Origin of the sequence: Streptomyces gelaticus (assembly GCF_014649535.1) — a bacterium.
Lineage (GTDB): Bacteria > Actinomycetota > Actinomycetes > Streptomycetales > Streptomycetaceae > Streptomyces > Streptomyces gelaticus.
In genome coordinates, this window is record NZ_BMTF01000005.1 from 68645 (window position 1) to 88127 (window position 19483).

The 19483-nt window shown below is 67.0% G+C and carries 18 protein-coding genes; 8 read left to right on the forward strand and 10 right to left on the reverse strand.

Annotation, left to right across the window (positions count from 1 at the left end; all coding sequences use genetic code 11):
* Positions 1-113: 113 nt before the first annotated feature.
* From IE107_RS09150 to IE107_RS09165, 4 genes are all read right to left on the reverse strand, one after another.
* Positions 114-347: an MbtH family protein gene (locus tag IE107_RS09150; protein WP_189543034.1), complete on the reverse strand. Its 234-nt coding sequence runs from the start codon at positions 345-347 to the stop codon at positions 114-116.
* A gap of 102 nt (positions 348-449) precedes the next feature.
* Positions 450-1514 carry a saccharopine dehydrogenase NADP-binding domain-containing protein gene (locus IE107_RS09155; protein ID WP_189543036.1) on the reverse strand — a complete coding sequence of 355 codons (1065 nt, stop codon included), beginning with the start codon at positions 1512-1514 and terminating at the stop codon, positions 450-452.
* A 67-nt stretch (positions 1515-1581) separates the two neighbouring features.
* On the reverse strand, positions 1582-2403 hold the full coding sequence (locus IE107_RS09160) for an HAD-IIA family hydrolase (protein WP_189543038.1): 822 nt from the start codon (positions 2401-2403) through the stop codon (positions 1582-1584).
* Between the two features lie 1175 nt (positions 2404-3578).
* Positions 3579-4301 carry a DUF5324 family protein gene (locus tag IE107_RS09165; protein ID WP_189543040.1) on the reverse strand — a complete coding sequence of 241 codons (723 nt, stop codon included), beginning with the start codon at positions 4299-4301 and terminating at the stop codon, positions 3579-3581.
* A gap of 408 nt (positions 4302-4709) precedes the next feature.
* Between IE107_RS09165 and IE107_RS09170 the strand changes: the two genes are divergently transcribed.
* Together IE107_RS09170 and IE107_RS09175 are read left to right on the forward strand one after the other, a co-directional pair.
* Complete coding sequence (locus IE107_RS09170; RefSeq protein ID WP_189543042.1) at positions 4710-5237, forward strand: peptidylprolyl isomerase; 528 nt, start codon at positions 4710-4712, stop codon at positions 5235-5237.
* Positions 5238-5393: 156 nt separating this feature from the next.
* Complete coding sequence (locus tag IE107_RS09175) at positions 5394-6296, forward strand: rhomboid family intramembrane serine protease (RefSeq protein ID WP_189543434.1); 903 nt, start codon at positions 5394-5396, stop codon at positions 6294-6296.
* Between the two features lie 296 nt (positions 6297-6592).
* Here the strand turns inward: IE107_RS09175 and crgA are convergent, their stop codons facing one another.
* The gene (gene crgA, locus IE107_RS09180) at positions 6593-6847 is read right to left on the reverse strand and encodes a cell division protein CrgA (RefSeq protein ID WP_189543045.1); all 255 of its coding nucleotides are present in this window, start codon (positions 6845-6847) and stop codon (positions 6593-6595) included.
* A gap of 140 nt (positions 6848-6987) precedes the next feature.
* Here crgA and IE107_RS09185 point away from each other — a divergent pair, with 140 nt between their 5' ends.
* Genes IE107_RS09185 through IE107_RS09210 form a run of 6 tightly spaced genes read left to right on the forward strand, consistent with a single transcriptional unit; the run spans position 6988 to position 11524 of the window.
* Positions 6988-7755 carry a DUF881 domain-containing protein gene (locus IE107_RS09185; RefSeq protein ID WP_189543047.1) on the forward strand — a complete coding sequence of 256 codons (768 nt, stop codon included), beginning with the start codon at positions 6988-6990 and terminating at the stop codon, positions 7753-7755.
* A 26-nt stretch (positions 7756-7781) separates the two neighbouring features.
* Positions 7782-8498, forward strand: a complete 717-nt coding sequence (locus IE107_RS09190) for a class E sortase (RefSeq protein WP_189543049.1) — start codon at positions 7782-7784, stop codon at positions 8496-8498.
* Positions 8499-8553: 55 nt separating this feature from the next.
* Complete coding sequence (locus IE107_RS09195) at positions 8554-8736, forward strand: hypothetical protein (RefSeq protein ID WP_189543051.1); 183 nt, start codon at positions 8554-8556, stop codon at positions 8734-8736.
* Positions 8733-9371, forward strand: coding sequence for an aminodeoxychorismate/anthranilate synthase component II (locus tag IE107_RS09200; RefSeq protein ID WP_189543053.1), 639 nt, complete (start codon positions 8733-8735; stop codon positions 9369-9371). Before IE107_RS09195 ends, IE107_RS09200 begins: the two co-directional genes overlap by 4 nt.
* Positions 9368-10768 carry a class E sortase gene (locus IE107_RS09205; RefSeq protein WP_189543055.1) on the forward strand — a complete coding sequence of 467 codons (1401 nt, stop codon included), beginning with the start codon at positions 9368-9370 and terminating at the stop codon, positions 10766-10768. Before IE107_RS09200 ends, IE107_RS09205 begins: the two co-directional genes overlap by 4 nt.
* Before the next feature lie 27 nt (positions 10769-10795).
* Positions 10796-11524 carry a class E sortase gene (locus tag IE107_RS09210; protein ID WP_189543057.1) on the forward strand — a complete coding sequence of 243 codons (729 nt, stop codon included), beginning with the start codon at positions 10796-10798 and terminating at the stop codon, positions 11522-11524.
* A 78-nt stretch (positions 11525-11602) separates the two neighbouring features.
* On the opposite strand, the gene IE107_RS09215 is transcribed toward IE107_RS09210, so the two are convergent.
* The 5 genes from IE107_RS09215 to IE107_RS09235 form a co-directional block, all read right to left on the reverse strand.
* On the reverse strand, positions 11603-12670 hold the full coding sequence (locus IE107_RS09215; RefSeq protein WP_189543059.1) for a restriction endonuclease: 1068 nt from the start codon (positions 12668-12670) through the stop codon (positions 11603-11605).
* Positions 12671-12867: 197 nt separating this feature from the next.
* Positions 12868-14847, reverse strand: coding sequence for a Stk1 family PASTA domain-containing Ser/Thr kinase (pknB, locus tag IE107_RS09220; protein ID WP_189543061.1), 1980 nt, complete (start codon positions 14845-14847; stop codon positions 12868-12870).
* 167 nt (positions 14848-15014) lie between these two features.
* Positions 15015-16472 (reverse strand): penicillin-binding transpeptidase domain-containing protein, encoded by a 1458-nt coding sequence (locus IE107_RS09225; RefSeq protein ID WP_189543063.1) that lies wholly within the window; start codon positions 16470-16472, stop codon positions 15015-15017.
* A complete protein-coding gene (locus IE107_RS09230) occupies positions 16469-17869 on the reverse strand; it encodes an FtsW/RodA/SpoVE family cell cycle protein (protein WP_189543065.1) in 1401 nt (466 codons plus the stop codon). Before IE107_RS09230 ends, IE107_RS09225 begins: the two co-directional genes overlap by 4 nt.
* Before the next feature lie 22 nt (positions 17870-17891).
* Positions 17892-19397: a Stp1/IreP family PP2C-type Ser/Thr phosphatase gene (locus IE107_RS09235; protein WP_189543066.1), complete on the reverse strand. Its 1506-nt coding sequence runs from the start codon at positions 19395-19397 to the stop codon at positions 17892-17894.
* Positions 19398-19483: the final 86 nt, after the last annotated feature.

The window sequence follows — 19483 nt, forward strand, 5'->3', positions numbered from 1 at the left end:
ATGCTACTCAAGTTTGCTCCTGCCGGATTAAGATACGAGATGTCTGAACGGCGAATTTCGACGGTCTGGCAGAGTGGACATCAACGCGGTAAATCCTGCACGCCGGAACTCGATCAGCGTGCGCCAGGTGCTGGCTCCGACTTGGGCGCCCGGCGGCGAATGCTCAACGGGCGCATATCAGTCCAGACCTCTTCTATGTATTCGAGACAGTCAGCTTTGGGGGCGGCCTCCCGGACGACCCGCCAGCCCGCAGGGACCTCCCTGCCCTCAGGCCATATGCTGTACTGCTCCTCGTCATTGACAACCACGCGGTAGGGCATGGTCAGGACGGCGTCCTCATCTGACATGGTGATTCCTTGTAATTGTTCAAGTGCCAGCCTGGTGGCACAACCTGTCACACGTGGCAATCTCGATGTGGAGCGTGGCCTTTAAATATGGCCTGGTACTGATCACACGAGTAGTGCGTCGAGGCGTCTGGCCCGTTCCTCCAGGTCGGCGACCGGAAGCGGATCGGCAAGGCCGGGGTCGAGATCGGCGACCGCGTCGCGAGCCTCCGAGGCGAAATGAACGGTGCCATTGCTGTCAATGTGCTCCACACCGTCGCCGCGCGCCTGCTTCTCGTTGAACGCGATCGATTCGGCTCGATCGACCCCGGGCGGCAAGTCGAGGGTGACAGCGCCGTCGTTGATCCGTACGGGATAGCCACCCGGAAGTCCACCGGGTGCGGCAGTCGAACAGCGCAGAGGTGCCGCGCCGGGGAGGAGAGCATGCAGCGCGGGGATCGCAGCGGCTGCCGTGACCTCGTTGTAGCGCTGGGACCGCATGATCGGTGGCGCCTGGTAGGCGAGCTTGTCGTCGCGCCGTCCGTCTTCGCCCAGGAAGACCATGCAGCGGTCGGTGGGATCGGCCGGTTCACGGGACAGCATCGCGCCGAGCAGCTGAGAGTGGTGACCGATGATGCGGATGCGCGGTACCCCGGCATCGGACCGGGCGGCGCGCAGCGCGGCGCGACAGCGAAGCTGGATCATCGCGGCGTTGCCGAGTCCGAGTGTCGGGGCCAGCCCGAGACGGGCGAGGATCGGTCCGGTCACGTCAGGAAACGAGAGGTTCGCGACCGGCCCTGTGTAACCGGCATCCCGGGTGGCTCGCATGACGGCCAGCACCGCCGGTAACTGATATGGCAGTTGCAGGGCCAGACCGGCGCTGAGAACGGCCGACGCTGCCGCGTCTTCCCGCCCCGCCAGCGCCCAGGGCCCACGCACAGCTGCGCATTGCACCACCAGGTCGGGCCGCGTGCGGGTGAGGAGGTCGGCGACTTCGTTTTGCCGGGTCGCGTTCACCGTGACCGGTTCGACCACGCAATCAGAGATGCCGGCGGCGGTGCCGGCGATGGCCTCGACCGTCTCGACGGACCGCCCGGCCAGCACAAGGCGCCGCACGCGCCCGCCCTCTGCCAAGCGGTACGCGAGCCGCTCTCCCATGTTGCCCATTCCGATAACCAGCACGGTACTCATACGCGTAGGGCTCGGGAGTCTCGACGATGCCATGGGGTACTCACCATTCTCCACGGGATGCATGCCCTCAACGCCTCACCGCATCGGTGAGAGCCGCGGGTTCGGCGAGAAGGTGGGTGATGCTCTCACCGATGTAGGTGGGATGGACGTCGGAGTTGGCCAGCATGCCCGGGGTTGTCACGCCTGTCAGAACCAGCAGTGTGTCGAACCCGGCTCGGCGCCCGCCTTCGATGTCAGTGTCCAGCCTGTCACCCACCACTAGTGGGTGCTGGGCGTTGTGGGCCCTGGCCTGCTGATGGAACAGGGTCGGCTCGGGTTTACCGACAGATAGGTCCGGCTCGCGGCCCGTGGCGGCTGTGAGCGCTGCGATGAAGGCACCGTTGCCGGGGACTGGACCGCGCTCAGAGGGCCAGGTCTCGTCCAAGTTGGTTGCCAACCACAGCGTTTCTGGACGTTGCAGGGTGAGGGCGGCTTCTGCGAGGCTGGGCCAGTCGATGGTGGGGGCGAAGCCCTGCACCACGGCTTGTGGCCTGTCGTCAGCGGAGTTGACGGGCTTGAGTCCGACGGCTGCCACCTCGTCACGCAACGCATCCGAGCCGACGACAAGGACTGCTGCGCCGGGTGGAAGGCGTTGAGCCAGGGTAGCGGCGGCGATACCGGTAGGGGTGACCACTTCGTCGGCAGTGGCTTTGATGCCGGCCTTATTTAACATTTCTGCTGCCTCGCCGGGGCGGCGGCGGGGGCTGTTGGTGGTGAAGCGCAGCGGCACGCCCTTGGTACGGACAGCTGCAACTGTCTCCGCCGCACCTGGGATGGGCTGTTGGCCGAGCACGAGGACGCCGTCGATGTCCAGCAGAATCAGATCGTAACGGTCGATGAGGGAGGTCACTTCGACCAACCTAAATTACGCTGACAACTTCCTGACAGAGAAAGTAAAACCGTTGGAACTCGCTTCGTGTACAACGACAGCCCTTCGAGTCCGCGGTATCGACCGCTTTGGCCGGACGGGCCGAGCGCATTCACCAGCCCGCTGTCGGTTGTTCGCGTGGTGTCGGACAAGGCACGCGGCTTGTCCATGTTGTACGGGTAATCCGACGACTTGCTGAAAGAGGGGACAAGGCGATCTCGATCCGCACTGAACCGGTCAAACCGCCGGACCCACCGGAGCAGAAATCGACGAACGCGTCGATTTGATCTCGCTTAACTCATCGGCCATTTGTGCAGCAACGGCCGGGCCGGCAAAGAATGCGGATCCCATCCCGCCTTGCCTTCCGTGGGCTATCCACAACTCCCGCTGCGGACCTCCGGTACGTTAACATCAACTTTGGTGTTCATGTCAAGGTCCGGCTGGTGTGCAGTCGTCGGGCGTGCGTATGTCTGTCGACCCGGCGCGTGTCCATTCATATGAGACGTAATGCAGCCTGTTGCCGGTGCTGACGGAGCCGGGCGGACCAGTGCAGCAGGTGGTCTGGCCCTGGTCGAGTCCGGCGACGCCCTTCGCCATCTGGAAGTCCTCCTCCACGCGCCACCAGCAGCACACCACGTCCACAAGAGTTGCCAGGATGACGGGGGTGGCGGAGTTGGCAGCGATAGAAGGACAGTTCACGGGCGTAGCGGTGGCGGGGGACCAGGACGACGGAGTGCCCGGGAGGCTGGTCATCAAGGGTGTAGTCGGGGTGGATGCCGTGCATGGCCCAGTCGTAAGGCCCTCGACCGCGGCAAGCAGCCCGCCCCGAGCCGGAGAACCAGCCCTCCCGACCCACTCGAATCGCAAGCGCAATCGCGCTGACAGCCGTGCTGACACGTCAGCACGGGCCCGGATCGAGGAGGATCGAGCGGGACGCAGGAGGGCGGGAGTTGGGGAGTTTATCCCAGTTCTCTGGCAAAAGCCCAGGCCAGGAAGTTAACGACTTCAGGTTCGAATCTCCTGGGCTCCACACATAAACCCCCTCCGACCGGCACATACACGGTCGGAGGGGGTTTTGTCTGCTGTTGTTGCCCGCTGTGCCTGTTGTCGCCCGCAGTGCGGGCAACGGCGGCGCGGTCCGTCGTCCGGGAGCCGGCTCAGCGGCGGTCGTCCGGTCCGGTGCCGTCCGTGTCTTCGGGGCCGCTTGGCCCGTCGGCCTCCGACTCCCTGGTCTCGGGGTCGACCGGGGCCGGTCCGCTGCCGTCGACCGAGGTCAGCGGAGCGCGGTCGGAGACCTCCGTGGCAGCGGGCGGTTCGACCAGCCAGTCGGGGTTGGCCTGCTTGTCCCACCACCGCCAGGCAGCGTAGGCGGCGCCTGCGACGAGGCCGACCACGACGAGCCCCTTGAACAGCCGCCCGGCCTTCGCGCGCCGCTCGCGCTTCCTGGCCAGGTGCCGGATCTCCTCCGCCGTGACCTGCCCGCGCAGCGCGGCCAGCGCGGCGGCGCTGCGGGCCGTGGCCTCCTCGGCCATGGGCTGGGCGACAGCCATCGCGTGCTCGACCCGCGGCACCGTGAAGTCCGCGGCGGTACGGGCCGCCCGGCGGGTGCGGAGGGCGGCGCGCCGGCCGACCTCGTCGACCTTGGGCGGCACATGGGTGAGGGCCAGTTCGATACGTGGTGCCAGATGCGCGTCGTACTGGACGCGGGCCTGCTGGGCCGCCTTGGACACCTTCGGCGCGAGCCGTGTGCGGGCCTCGTGCGCGAGATGTGCGGCCTGCTCCTTGGCCGTGTCGGCGTAAGGCGCCACCACTTCCGCGGCGTGCTGCACGCTGTCCTTCGCCGAGTCGGTTGCGGCGCGCACGCTGTCGATGCGGGTCACGGGATCCTCCTCCTTGGTGGCGGGTGGACACTCCGCCTTTCCATCCATTTCGAGATCATGCCCGCCGGAGCCCTGTATGGCATGTGGGGCGGGCATCCGGGTCATTCAGTTCACGAGTGATACTTTCGGGCGATATGGTGCAAGGCGAGCTTGTCGACGACAATGCCACGGTTCGCTCCAGCCCGCGCCGCTTCGTCACGCACTTGGCCGCATTTGTTCCTGCGGGGAGCGGCATGGAAGCGGCGGCTACGCACAACGTGCGGAACGATGCGGGAAGCTGAGCGCCACACGTTCGCCGACGGCGGCCGAACGGCCGGGACGCGGCGCCCGTGCGAGGATCGTCGGACGTCACTGAAGACCTGCGTCACTGACGACTCAAGGTCACTGAAGACTTACGGAAGGCAGATCGTGGCTGAGCAGCTTTACGCCACCTTGAAGACCAACCAGGGCGACATCGAGATCCGGCTCCTGCCGAACCACGCGCCCAAGACGGTCAAGAACTTCGTCGAGCTCGCCAAGGGCGAGCGCGAGTGGACGCACCCCGAGACCGGTGAGAAGTCGACGGCCAAGCTGTACGACGGCACCGTCTTCCACCGCGTCATCAGCGGCTTCATGATCCAGGGCGGCGACCCGCTGGGCAATGGCACCGGTGGCCCGGGGTACGAGTTCGCCGACGAGTTCCACCCCGACCTCGCCTTCAACAAGCCGTACCTGCTGGCCATGGCCAACGCCGGTCCGGGCACCAACGGCTCGCAGTTCTTCGTGACCGTTTCGCCGACCGCCTGGCTGACCGGCAAGCACACCATCTTCGGCGAGGTCACCAACGACGCCAGCAAGAAGGTCGTGGACTCCATCGCCGCCACCCCGACCAACGCCCGCACCGACCGCCCGGTGCAGGACGTCGTGATCGAGTCCGTCGTCATCGAGACTCGTTGATCACCTGAGGTCATCGGCGGATCACTCGCTGATGACCCGTTCGGGAACCAACCGCCCTGTTCGTCCGTACTGATACATAGCGGACGAGCAGGGCGGTGTTGTGCGTGCCGTGCCCGCCACGACGAGGACCGAAGGGACCAGGAAGCGATGGGACCGATGGACCGGCAGCCGCCGGGAGGCACGGACCAGCCGGCCGCCGCGGACGGCTCGCTCAGCTGCTACCGCCACCCCGGTCGTGAGGCGAATATCCGCTGTACCCGCTGCGAGCGCCCGATCTGCCCCGAGTGCATGGTCGACGCCTCGGTCGGCTTCCAGTGCCCGGCCTGCGTACGCCGGGGTTCGGGTACGGGACACGGACCGGCAGCCAATCGGCCGCGCACCGTCGCGGGCGGCAGCCTCACGGCCGATCCCCGCCTCGTCACCAAGATCCTGCTCGGCATCAATGTCGCGGTGTACCTCGCGGTGCTGGCGAGGGGTACCGCGCTGGTCGACGAGCTGATGCTGCTCGGCCGCGCCACGACCCACTACGGCGGTCCGCTCGAAGGTGTCGCGGAGGGCCAGTGGTACCGCCTGGTGACATCGATGTTCCTGCACCAGGAGGTGTGGCACATCGCGTTCAACATGCTGGGGCTGTGGTGGCTCGGCGGGCCGCTGGAAGCGGCGCTCGGCCGTGTCCGCTACCTCGCGCTCTACATGATCTCCGGTTTGGCCGGCAGCGCTCTCACCTACTGGCTCTCCGCGCCCGTGCAGGGCTCGCTCGGAGCCTCCGGGGCGATCTTCGGACTGCTGGGCGCCACCGCCGTGCTCATGCGCCGACTCAACTACGACATGCGCCCCGTCTTCGCGCTGCTCGCGGTGAATCTGGTCATCACCTTCAACCCCTGGGGCGGAATCGCCTGGCAGGCGCATGTCGGCGGCCTGATCGCGGGCACGCTGATCGCGATCGGAATGGTCCACGCACCCCGCGAGCGCCGCGCACTGGTGCAGTACGGCACCTGCGCCCTGGTCCTGGCGGCTGTGATCCTCGTGGTTGTCGTCAGAACGACCGCGCTGACCTGAGCGGGCATCGTCCCCGGGTTGGTTGTCCACAGTCGGAGTTGTCCACAGCAGGTGCCGGACCTTGTGCATTCCGTTGGGAACAACTGTGCCCCTTGTCGCTGAGCTGGTTTTTTCCAGTCGGGACAAGGGGCGTGCCATCCCCCGGCGGGGGAGACTGTAGTCACATCGGCGTCAACCACCAGGGAGTTATCCACAGATCTTCTGACCTTTTCCCCCGCCTGTGGATAACGCTGTGGGTAACTCAGGGCAAGGCTTGCGGGACGGGGGTCCGCTGTGCACCTACGAGCGCCGCGGTACTACTTCCACTGTGTGGAGACACCGAAGCCGCCGGCGATGAAGCCGAAGCCGACGACGATGTTCCAGTTCCCCAGATCCTTGACCGGCAGGTCGCCGTCGGTCACATAGAAGACGACGATCCAGGCCAGGCCGATCAGGAAGAGCGCCAGCATCACCGGCGCCACCCAGCTGTGGCTGGTCAGCTTTATGTTGGTTGCCTGCTTCGCCGGAGGGGGCGTGAAGTCGGCCTTCTTGCGGATACGTGACTTCGGCACGAGGAACTCTCCTGTCGATGCGCTGCGTGACCGCGCAGGGAACTGTGGCTGGCGCCGGGGCGGGCTCGAGGGGGAATGCTGCCTCCCCCGGGCGTCCGTTAGCGTAGTGCTTCCCTGGCGCCGAAGGAGATAAGGGTACGTTGAGCAATTCTGCCGACTCTCCCCAAGGGCCCGTCCGGCGTACCTTCCGCCACCCGGCCCGTGTGCTCACCGCTGCCGTTTTCGCCCTCGCCGGACTGATCTTCGTCACCAGCGCCAACACGGCCAAGGGCACCAACATCCGCACCGACTCCTCGCTGCTGAAGCTCTCCGATCTCATCCAGCAGCGCAGCAACAAGAACGCCCAGCTGGACGAGACCACCGCGGCCGTGCGCAAGGACATCGACGCTCTCGTCCGCCGGGACGACGGCAGCACCGAGGCGGAGGACGCCCGGCTCAAGGAGCTGGAGCGGGCCGGCGGCACCACGAAGCTCACCGGACGCTCGGTGAGCGTCACCCTCAATGACGCCCCGCCCAACGCCACCGCCAACCCCGGCTACCCCGACCCGCAACCCAATGACCTGGTCATTCACCAGCAGGACCTGCAAGCGGTCGTCAACGCCCTCTGGCAGGGCGGCGCCCGGGGCATCCAGGTCATGGACCAGCGGCTGATCTCGACCAGCGCGGTGCGCTGCGTCGGCAACACCCTGATCCTCCAGGGCCGGGTCTACTCACCGCCGTACAGGATCACGGCGGTCGGTGACCCGGGCAAGCTCAAGCAGGCGCTCAACAACTCCCCGGCGATCAGTAACTACCTGCTGTACGTGAAGGCGTACGGGCTCGGCTGGAAAGTCGACGAGCACGAGGCGGTGACTCTTCCCGGCTACTCGGGCACAGTGGACCTCCACTATGCGGAGCCGGTGAAGTAGCGAGCGGCTGTGGGGAGGCCGGCCAGGTGTCGGTGCGACTGATCATCAGGACGTTCAGCGAACTCTGCATCACCGTCGGTGCCCTGATCGTGCTCTTCGTGGTGTACGTGCTGTTCTGGACCGGCGTGAAGGCGGCCGACGCGACCGAGGGGCAGATCGACTCCCTGCGTAGCCGGTGGGCACACGGGGCGGTCTCCGCGCCCGCGCAGCAGTCCTCCCCGACACCTGAGGCGCCGAACGCGTCGAAAGAGCCTCCCGCCTCCGCCGCGTACCGGGACGGCAAGCCGTTCGCGATGCTGTACATACCCCGCTTCGGCAAGGGCTGGGAGTGGCCCGTCCTGGAGAACACCGAGGTCAGGACCTTGCAGAAGGGCCTCGGTCACTACACGGGGACCGCCCGCCTCGGCGCGATCGGCAATTTCGCGGTGGCCGGTCACCGCCGTACCTACGGAGATCCGTTCAAGGACTTCCCGAAGCTGCGTCCGGGAGACGCGGTGGTGCTGACGGACGGGACGACGTGGTTCACGTACCGCATAGACAAGAAGCCCTACCGGACGGTGCCGAGCGACATCGGGGTCATCGATCCCGTCCCCCGCAGGTCCGGCTTCGACGGGCCGGGCCGCTATCTGACGCTGACCACCTGCGACCCCGAATGGGGCAGCAGTCACCGGCTGATCGCCTGGGCGCACCTCGATGCCACCCGGCCTGTGACCGAAGGCAAGCCGGCAGCTTTCCACAGCTGACCCACGCCCCCGCCCCGGCCCTTTAGTCTGGTCCCGTACCGAATGGAGGGACAGCATGTACGGCTGGATCTGGCGGCATCTGCCGGGCAACACATGGGTGCGCGCGCTCATCTCGCTCGTGCTGGTGATGGCCGTCGTCTACGCGCTCTTCCAGTACGTCTTCCCCTGGGCGGAGCCGCTGCTTCCGTTCGGCGATGTGACGGTCGACGGCTCGACCGGGGCGGAGGCCGGCCAGTGAGCGCCCGCATTCTCGTCGTGGACAACTACGACAGCTTTGTCTTCAACCTCGTCCAGTACCTCTACCAGCTCGGCGCCGAATGCGAAGTGCTGCGCAACGACGAGGTGACCACGGCACACGCGCAGGACGGGTTCGACGGTGTCCTGCTGTCGCCCGGTCCCGGCACCCCGGAGCAGGCGGGCGTCTGCGTCGAGATGGTCCGCCACTGCGCGGCGACGGGCGTCCCGGTCTTCGGGGTCTGCCTGGGGATGCAGTCGATGGCGGTGGCGTACGGCGGCGTGGTGGACCGCGCCCCGGAGCTGCTGCACGGCAAGACGTCGCCGGTGACTCATGAGGGCGCGGGCGTCTTCGCCGGTCTGCCGTCCCCCTTCACCGCGACCCGCTACCACTCGCTCGCTGCCGAACCCGACACCGTCCCGGCGGAGTTGGAGGTGACGGCGCGGACCGCCGACGGCATCATCATGGGCCTGCGCCATCGTGAACTGCCGGTGGAGGGCGTGCAGTTTCACCCGGAGTCGGTGCTGACCGAGCATGGGCACCTGATGCTGGCCAATTGGCTGGCACAGTGCGGTGACACGGGGGCCGTCGCGAGGTCGGCGGGGCTCGCGCCGGTGGTGGGCAAGGCCGTCGCGTGACCGCACTCCGCCCCGAACACGACGCCGGACAGGACGGCCCGTACGAGCAAGGGACGTACGAGGCCGCAGGCGCGTTCGAGGCGGCGGTCGACCGGCTGGCGGACCCGTTGAACGATCCGCTGCCGGGGCAGCACGCCTCGCCTTGGTTCAGGGCGGACAACATCCCGGCCGAGGCGGCCAAGGCGGCCGGGGTACCGGCAGAGCCTCCGGCGCAGGTACAGGCACAGCCGCGGGCACAGGCGCGGGCACAGGCGCCACATGGGGTGCAGAGCCCCGAGAAGGCCCCGCGGGAGTGGTACGACCCCGAGGGCTTCGAACGGGACTGGTACGGGCAGCAGGAATCGGCTCCGGCCCCCGCTCCGGCCTCCGCTCCGGCTCCGGCCCTCGTTTCCGAGACCCGGGTGGGGCCCGCGCCCCTTCCCTTCCCGGCCGACGACGAGACGATCGGCCTGCGGACGGGCCTTGAGCCTGATCCGGGTCGGGGCCCGGGGCTGAATCAGGTGGGCGATGCGGAGGGCTTCGCGGAACCCGTACCGGACCCCGAAGGCACCGAACGCACCGATCCGGAACCGCGCACCGGGGGCCGCGCCGAACGTCGCCGCGCCGCCAAGGGGCGGGGCCGCCGCCGTGTCGAACCGCGGCCGGACACCGCGGCGACGGCCGCCATGCAGGCCGACAGGCCGATGTCGCGCGTCGAGGCACGGCGTGCGGCGCGCGCGGCCAAGGACAGCCCTGCCGTAGTGGCCAGCCGGGTCACCGGAGAACTGTTCATCACACTCGGCGTGCTGATGCTGCTGTTCGTCACCTATCAGCTGTGGTGGACCAATGTGCGCGCCGATCTGTACGCCGGCAATGAGACGCACAAGATCCAGGACGACTGGGAGAAAGGTGACCGCAATCCCGGTGTGTTCGAGGCGGGGCAGGGGTTCGCCATCATCCACATCCCCAAGCTGGACGTGGTCGCGCCGATCGCCGAGGGCATCAGCAAGGAGAAGGTCCTCGACCGGGGCATGGTCGGTCATTACGGCGAGGGCTCGCTCCGCACCGCGATGCCGTCGGCCGAGCAGGGCAATTTCGCCCTGGCCGGTCACCGCAACACACACGGCGAGCCGTTCCGCTACATCAACCGGCTGAACCCCGGCGACCTGATCGTGGTCGAGACGCAGGACGCGTACTACACGTACAAGATGACGAAGAACCTGCCCCAGACATCGCCGTCCAATGTCTCGGTGATCGATCCCGTTCCGCAGGGTTCCGGGTTCACCGGGCCGGGACGGTACATCACTCTGACGACCTGTACGCCGGAATTCACGAGTACGTACCGTTTGATCGTCTGGGGCAAGATGGTCGACGAGCGACCGCGCAGCAAGGGGAAGCCCGACGCGCTCGTGGGCTGAATCATCATCACGACAGGGACGGGTGCGGTGACAGCGAGGACCGAGCACGAAGAGCGAACCGGTGAGTCCGCGCCCCCGCCCCGCCGCCGGGGCCGCCATCCCGTCGCGACCCTGGTCAGCGTCTTCGGCGAACTCCTGATCACGGCGGGCCTGGTGCTCGGACTCTTCGTCGTCTACTCCCTCTGGTGGACGAATGTGCTCGCCGACCGTGAGGCCACCAAGCAGGGCGACACCGTCCGTGATCGCTGGGCGGGTGGGCCGGGCGCGCTGGACACGAAGGACGGCATCGGCTTCCTGCACGTCCCGTCGATGAAGAACGGCGAGGTGCTGGTCAAGAAGGGCACCGACACCGAGAACCTCAACAACGGCATCGCGGGCTACTACACGGAGCCGCTGAAGTCCGCCCTCCCGTGGGACAAGAAGGGCAACTTCACGCTGGCCGCTCACCGCGACGGGCATGGCGCCAAGTTCCACAACATCGACAAGGTGAAGAACGGGGACGCGATCGTCTTCGAGACCAAGGACACCTGGTACGTCTACAAGGTCTTCAAGGAGCTTCCCGAGACGTCGAAGTACAACGTCGACGTTCTCCAGGCAGTACCGAAGGGATCGGGTGCGAAGAAGCCCGGCCGCTACATCACACTCACGACGTGCACCCCGGTCTACACGTCGAAGTACCGCTACATCGTGTGGGGCGAACTCGTACGCACCGAGAAGGTGGACAAGGACCGCACGAAGCCTGCGGAGCTGCGCTAGCCGATACGATGGGACGGGCCCGAAGTCGCAACTATCCTTTGCGACTTCGGGCCCTCTGCTGTCCCGGCCCACCGCTATCTACTTGAGCACCTGCAGCTTCGCGCCCGCGCTCCAGGCCTCCAGGAGGCCGCGGTGTACGGCGGTGATGCCGGTCTGCATCGCGATGTCCCGTGCTTCGCGGGAGAACGGGCAGGTCGCCACGTACACAGCGACGTCCGCGCGGTGCAGCGCCTTGGTGCCGACGAATTTCTGCATCTCACCGCTCCACACCGAGCGGTACGGGGCGAAGTTCTTGCACTGGACGACCAGTCGGCGTCCGTCGGCGGTGTACGCGGTGACGTCGGCTCCACGACCGCCGCTCCCGCCGTGGACCTGGACGTCGGTGCAGTCGTCCCGGCGCAGCAGGCCGGCGATGTGTTGCTCGAATTCGCGCCAGTTCATGGCATCCATGGCGGCCATGACCCCGGCGAGCGGACGTTGTTCCCGCGCCCGCTGAAGGTGCCGCAGCCGAAGGTCGTGCCGGACCAGCCGCCGCTCGATCTGCCGGACGCTCTCACGGAGGCCGACGAGTTCTCGCTGCTGCTCGCCCGCCGTCTCGATGAGGGCGTTGAACATGGGCACGACAGTGGTGCCGAGAAGGCGCGTGAAGCTCTCCTCGCTGAGCCGTGCGATGCGGTCGTCGAGCGACTCGATGTCACTGTCGGGGCGCGGGGCGTCCACGACCGTCGGCTGCGCCCGGAAGGTGTGCTCAAGGTCGAGCAGGTGCGTACGGACCCGGCGTGCGACGTCACTGTCCCGGAGCAGCATGGTGACGTTCAGGACCGTCCGCCGGAGCCAGAGAGCCATGCTCGAACGGGGCTGTGGATAACTCTCCGGATAGGAACTCAGGGTGAGTTCCTTAAATTTCTGCAGCTCAGCGCCCCGGATCACCCTCAGGCCATTCGATTCGAGCTCTTCTCGATGGCGGCTGAGGAGGTTGTTGATGACGGTTTCAGCGACCTCGAAGTAGGCGGCGACCATGGCGGTGGTCACGTGCAGACCGTTCGGCAGCAAGGACAGCGTCTTTACGCGGTCGAGTGCCTCCGTCCGCTCGGTGAAGCTCTGACGCAGTGCCTGTGATTCCACCAGAGCGACCTCATTGATCATGCTTCTGCCCCTTCGCGCAGCCGGTTGCAGGCCGGAGGCCGATGCCCCCCACCTGATCAACGAATCGCCACATATGAAGACACGATCGGCCTACGGATGTATGTGCGGTATACAACGGACTTCTCGTGGCGGGTACGGCAAAGGGCCCCGGTCACCGTGAGGTGCCGGGGCCCGATGGCGGTCGGTGCGACTCGGGGTCAGTGCTTCCGTGAGCCGGACGGGCCGCCGAAGATGTTGCCGTCTCCGCCGCCCGGCATGGTCTGGACGGTGACCGCGCTGTTCTTGTCGACCTGCTGCCCCGGTCCGGGCTGGAAGGCGATGACCTTCGCTTTGTCGTCGTTCGGCCCCTGCACCTGGCCGAGCTGCAGACCAGCCCCGGCAAGCAGGGCCTTCGCCTCCGCGAGTGTCTTGCCCTGCAGATCGGGAACCGTGGTCTGTTCCGGCTGCTGCGGGCCCTTGGAGACCTTCAGGACGATCTGGACGTCCTTGGGCTGCTTGCCGACACCCGGGGACTGCTCGATCACCGTGTTCGCCGGCTGGTCGGAATCGATGTCGGTGCGCGAGATGTTGGTGAACCCGATGCCCCGGAGCTGTGCCTCGGCCGCCTCGTACGTGCGGGTGCGGACATCGGGGAGGTCCAGGGCGGCTTCCTTGGCGACCGTGATCGTGACCTCGGAGTTCCGCTCGGCCTTCGAGTTGCCCGCGGGGTCCTGCTTGATGACCGTGCCCGCGGTCTTTTCGGACTCGACCGTGGTGACGTTCACCGTGAAGCCCTTGGCTTCGAGGTCCTTGCGGGCGGTCGCCTCGGTCTTCTCCACGACGTCCGGGACATCGATCTTCGGGGCGCCGGTGGAGACGACGACCGTGACGGTGTCCTTCTTGTCCATCTTCTCGTCGGGGGTCGGCGTCTGGCTGCAGATCTTGCCCTTGGGCTGGTCCTCGCACGGTTCGCGCGAGCCGATCTTCAGGACGACATCGGCGTTCTCCGCGAGTTTCTCGGCTTGCTTCACGGTCGAGCCGACCATGTTCGGCACATCGATCTGGCCGTCGCTGTCGGTGCTGCTGAACACCGCCCTGCCGATCAGGATCGCGCCGATCAGCACCAGGACGCCCGCGACGACCAGCAGGATCGTCGAGGTGTTGCTCTTCTTCTGGCGGCGGCGGTCCGGGCGGTCGTCGTAGCCGTAGCCGCCGTCGTCCGGGTTGACCGGGGGCAGCATGGACGTGGGTGCGCCGTTCTGGTCGGCGGCGCGCAGTGCGGTGGTGGGCTGGTCGTTTCCGTATCCGTCGTAGCCGCCGTAACCGGCTGCACCCATCGCCGCGGTGGCGGCGACCGGCTGGCCGTCGAGGCAGGCCTCGATGTCGGCCCGCATCTCGTCGGCCGACTGGTAGCGGTAGTCGGGGTCCTTGACCAGGGCCTTCAATACGATCGCGTCCATTTCGGGCGTGATCTCGGGGTCGAAGTTGCTGGGCTTCTGCGGCTCTTCCCGAACGTGCTGGTAGGCGACCGCGACCGGTGAGTCACCGATGAAGGGCGGCCGGACCGTCAGCAGCTCGTAGAGCAGACAGCCGGTCGAGTAGAGGTCGGAACGAGCGTCGACCTGCTCGCCCTTGGCCTGCTCCGGGGAGAGGTACTGGGCGGTGCCGATCACGGCGGCGGTCTGGGTCATCGTCATTCCGGAGTCGCCCATGGCGCGGGCGATGCCGAAGTCCATGACCTTGACCTGACCGGTGCGCGTCAGCATGACGTTCGCCGGTTTGATGTCGCGGTGGACGATGCCGGCGCGGTGCGAGTACTCCAGCGCCTGGAGGATGCCGACGGTCATCTCCAGGGTGCGCTCGGGCAGCAACTTGCGTCCGGAGTGCAGGAGCTCCCTGAGTGTCGACCCGTCGACGTACTCCATCACGATGTACGGGATGGAGACCCCGTCGACGTAGTCCTCGCCGGTGTCGTAGACGGCGACGATCGCCGGGTGGTTGAGCGAGGCGGCGGACTGGGCCTCACGGCGGAACCGGGCCTGGAAGGACGGATCGCGGGCCAGATCGGCCCGGAGCGTCTTCACGGCTACGGTGCGGCCGAGCCGGGTGTCGTGTGCGAGGTAGACCTCGGCCATGCCACCACGGCCGAGCACCGAGCCCAGCTCGTACCGGCCGCCGAGGCGACGCGGCTCTTCCATAACTGTTCCAGCCCTCTCCGTCAGTCCCGACCGCACCGGTGTGTGGTCCGGCGGTGTGCTGCTCGCGCATACGCTACCGGCCGCGCACTACCTGATCGGCCCGGAGTCCGGACCTGATATCTGACCGGTATCCCGATGTGCAGGTATGGCACCCGATGTGATGGGCATCACTTCTTGCTGTCGATGACTGCCTTCATTACTGCCTTTGCGATCGGGGCGGCCAGACCGCCACCGGAGATGTCGTCGCGGTTGGCCTGGCTGTCCTCGACGACCACGGCGACGGCGACCGGGGAGCCGCTGTCGGTCTTGGCGTAGGAGATGAACCAGGCGTACGGGTTCTCGCTGTTGTTCAGGCCGTGCTGGGCGGTACCCGTCTTACCGCCGACAGTGACGCCGGGAATCCTGGCGTTGGTTCCCGTGCCGTTCTCGACGACGGTCTCCATCATCTGCTGGAGCTTCTGCGCGTTCTCACCCGAGAGGGGCTGGCTGAACTGCTCCTTCTCGTGGGTGTAGATCACGTCGAGGTTGGGGGCCTGGCGCTCGGCGACCATGTACGGCTGCATCAGCTTGCCGTCATTGGCGACGGCCGCAGCGACCATCGCCATCTGGAGCGGGGTGGCGCGGTTGGACGCCTGGCCGATGCCGGCCATGGCGTTCTGCGGCCGGTTGTCCTTGGGGTAGACGCTGGCGTCGGCACGTACCGGGGTGAAGATCTCCTCGTTGAAGCCGAACTTGTCGGCCTCGTCGATCATCTTCTGGTTGCCGAGATCGTCGCTGATCTTGCCGAAGACGGTGTTGCAGGACCACCGCAGTGCTTCCCGGAGCGAGGCGTTCTCGCACGGGATGTTGCCCTCGTTGGCGAGGTTGCCGGTGGTCAGCGGGAGCCGCCAGGGCAGCGGGGAGTTCGTCTTGTCGTCGATGTCCTTGTACAGCCCGTTCTCCAGGGCCGCGGCGGCGGTGACGACCTTGAAGGTCGAGCCGGGTGGGTAGGTCTCGCGCAATGCCCGGTTGAGCATCGGCTTGTCCTTGTCCTTCAGGAGCTGCTGCCGGGCTTCCGCGTCCTTGAGGGAGTTGCCCGCGAAGACCGAGGGGTCGTACGAAGGAGTGCTGACCAGGGTCAGGATGGCGCCGGTCTGCGGGTCGATCGCGGCGACGGCGCCCTTCTTGTTGCCGAGTTCCTTGAAGGCGGCCTTCTGAGCGGCGCTGTTGAGGGTGGTGACGATGTTGCCGCCGGTCTTCTTCTCGCCGGTGAAGAGGGAGAGCGTGCGGTCGAAGAAGAGCTGGTCGCTGTTGCCGGTGAGGATTCCGTCCTCGATACTCTCCAGCTGCGAGGCGTCGAAGGCCTGGGAGGAGTAGCCGGTGACGGGGGCCCACATGGGGCCGTTCTTCCAGACCCGCTTGTACTTGAAGTCACTGCCCTTGGTCTCGACGGACCCGGTGACGGGGTTTCCGTCGACGATGATGTTGCCGCGCTCGTGTGCGTACCGCTCGATCTGGACGCGTCGGTTGTGCTCGTTGGCATTCAGCTCGTCGGCGCGGACGTACTGGAGCCAGTTGACACGGACCAGGAGAGCGAGGACGAGCAGCCCACAGAAGATCGCAATCCTGCGAAGGGGCTTGTTCACGGTCGGACCACCTGGGTCATCTCGGCGTCGGGTGACGGAGCCGGGGCCGGCGCGGGGCGGCGTGCGGTGTCGCTGATGCGGAGCAGGATGCCGATCAGGGCCCAGTTGGCGATCACGGACGAACCGCCTGCCGCGACGAACGGCATGGTCATACCGGTCAGCGGAATGAGGCCCATGACACCGCCGGCGACGACGAAGACCTGAATGGCGAAGGAGCCGGAGAGCCCGATCGCGAGGAGCTTGCCGAAGGGGTCGCGGGCGGCGAGGGCGGTGCGGACACCGCGCTCGACGATCAGACCGTAGACGAGGAGGACGGCCATCATTCCGGCAAGCCCCAGCTCCTCACCGACGGTGGCGAGGATGAAGTCGGAGTTCGCGGCGAAGCCGATCAGGTCGGAGTTGCCCTGGCCGAGTCCGGTGCCGAGGGTGCCGCCGGAGCCGAAGGCCATCAGGGACTTGGCCATCTGCTCGCTGGCCGCCAGCTTGCCCCATCCGTCGAACGGGTCGAGCCACGCGGTGACACGCTGCTGTACGTGCGGTTCGAAGGCGGCCACACCGACGGCGCCGGCCGCGGACATCAGCAGACCGAAGACGATCCAGCTGGTGCGCTCGGTGGCCACGTACAGCATCACGACGAACATGCCGAAGAACAGCAGGGACGAGCCCAGGTCGGTCTCGAAGACCAGGATCAGGATCGAGAAGGCCCAGACCATGAGGATGGGGCCGAGGTCACGGCCCCGGGGGAGATAGAGGCCCATGAAACGGCGGCTGGCCAGGGCCAGCGCGTCTCGTTTCACCATGAGATATCCGGCGAAGAACACCGCAATGATGATCTTGGCGAACTCCCCCGGCTGGATCGTGCCGAGGCCGGGGATCTTGATCCAGATCTTGGCGCCGTTCACCGCGGGGAAGAACATCGGAAGGATCAGGAGGAACAGCGCCACCAGCATGGAGATGTAGGTGTAGCGCTGCAGAATGCGATGGTCCTTGAGGGCCAGCAGAACGACGACCAGCAGCGCGACGCCCAGTGCCGAGAACACCAGCTGCTTGGAGGCGGCCGGTACGAAGTTCTCGGTTGCCTGGAACCGTTCGGACTGGTCCAGACGCCAGATGATCGCCAGTCCCAGCCCGTTCAGCAGCGTCGCCAGTGGCAGCAGCAGCGGGTCCGCGTACCGGGCGAACTTGCGGACGGCGAGGTGGCCGATGCCGCCGAGCAGGGCGAGTCCGAGCCCGTATCCGAGCATGCCGGAGGGCAGTTCGCCGTTGAGGGCGAGTCCGACATTGGCGTAGGCGAACACCGAGATGGCGACGGCGAAGACCATCAACATCAGTTCGGTGTTGCGGCGGCTCGGTGCGTCGATCGCGCCGATCGTGGTCGTGTTGGTGACAACGCTCATGGTGCTGAAGGCCCCCTACGGCTTACTGCTTACCGCACTGAGGGACCAGCTTTTTCTCTTCCTCCGAGAGGCTGGGACCAGGAGCGGGAGTTTCGGTCGGCTTGGTCTTGGCGGCATCGGACGTCTTGGCGCCACCGGTTGTCTTGGCAGCGTCCGTACCCGGTGCCTGGCCCTCGTCGGCGCTGGCCTTCTCGGCGGCACGTCGTTCGGCGTTCTTCTTGCAGGCGGACGCCTGGACGGAGAGTTCGTCGATCTTCTCGCGGGCGGCGGCCAGGTTGCCCTCGGCGATGGTCGCCTTGACCTGCTTGCGCTGGTAGGGCGGGAGGTACTTGAGTTCGATCTCGGGGTGGTCCTTCTCGACCTTCGAGAGCGAGACCCAGGCCAGGTCCTGGCTGATGCCGCGGAACAGCGCGACGTTTTCGTTGTTCGCGCCCACGTAGAACTGGTTCTGGGTCCAGCGGTAGCCGCCGTAGAGACCGCCGCCGATGACGGCGAGCGCCAGCATCGAGTAGAGGGACCGCTTCAGCCACTTGCGGCCGCCGCCGGGCTTGACGAAGTCGTCGTCGGTGTACGCGTCGAAGGAGCCGTCGGGCATTCCGCCGTAGCCGACGCCGTCACCGCTTCCGGGCGGGCCGAAGCCGCCCGCGGGCGGCGGTACGGGGCGGCCGAGGCCGGCTGCCCGTCCGGCGGGGGTCTGCATGGCGGCGGTGGTCTCGGCGGCGGACATCTGCGCGGCCTGGTTCTCGGCGACCGCGCCGACGATGACCGGGGTGTCGTTGAACTGAGCGGCCAGGGTGTCGTTGCTGTCGACGTCGAGGACGTCGGCGACGATGCAGGTGATGTTGTCGGGGCCGCCGCCGCGCAGGGCGAGCTGGATCAGCTCCTGGATGGTCTCCTGCGGGCCCTGGTAGCTGGCGAGCGTCTCTTCCATCGTCTGGTGGGAGACGACGCCGGACAGCCCGTCGGAGCAGATCAGATAGCGGTCGCCGACGCGGACCTCACGGATGGAGAGGTCGGGTTCGACATGGTCGCCGCTGCCCAGTGCGCGCATCAGCAGGGCGCGCTGCGGGTGGGTGGTGGCCTCTTCCTCGGTGATCCGGCCCTCGTCGACCAGTCGCTGCACCCAGGTGTGGTCCTGGGTGATCTGGGTGAGCACGCCGTCGCGCAGCAGGTACGCACGGGAGTCGCCGACGTGGACGAGGCCGAGGCGCTGACCGGTCCAGAGCAGGGCGGTGAGCGTGGTGCCCATGCCCTCCAGCTGGGGGTCCTCCTCGACCATCATGCGCAGCTGGTCGTTGGCCCGCTGGACTGCCGTACCGAGCGAGGTGAGGATGTCCGAACCCGGGACGTCGTCGTCGAGCTGGACGAGCGTCGAGATCACCTCGGAGCTGGCGACCTCGCCGGCTGCCTGGCCGCCCATGCCGTCGGCGATGGCGAGAAGGCGCGGTCCGGCGTAGCCGGAGTCCTCGTTGCCCTCCCGGATCATGCCCTTGTGCGATCCGGCGGCGAAGCGCAGGGAAAGACTCATGCGCACCTCTCCCGTCGGCTCGGGGTACAGCCGGTCTCGAGCCACACTGCCCACCCTCCGGTCGGGAGCCGGGCGGGGTCCGTTGC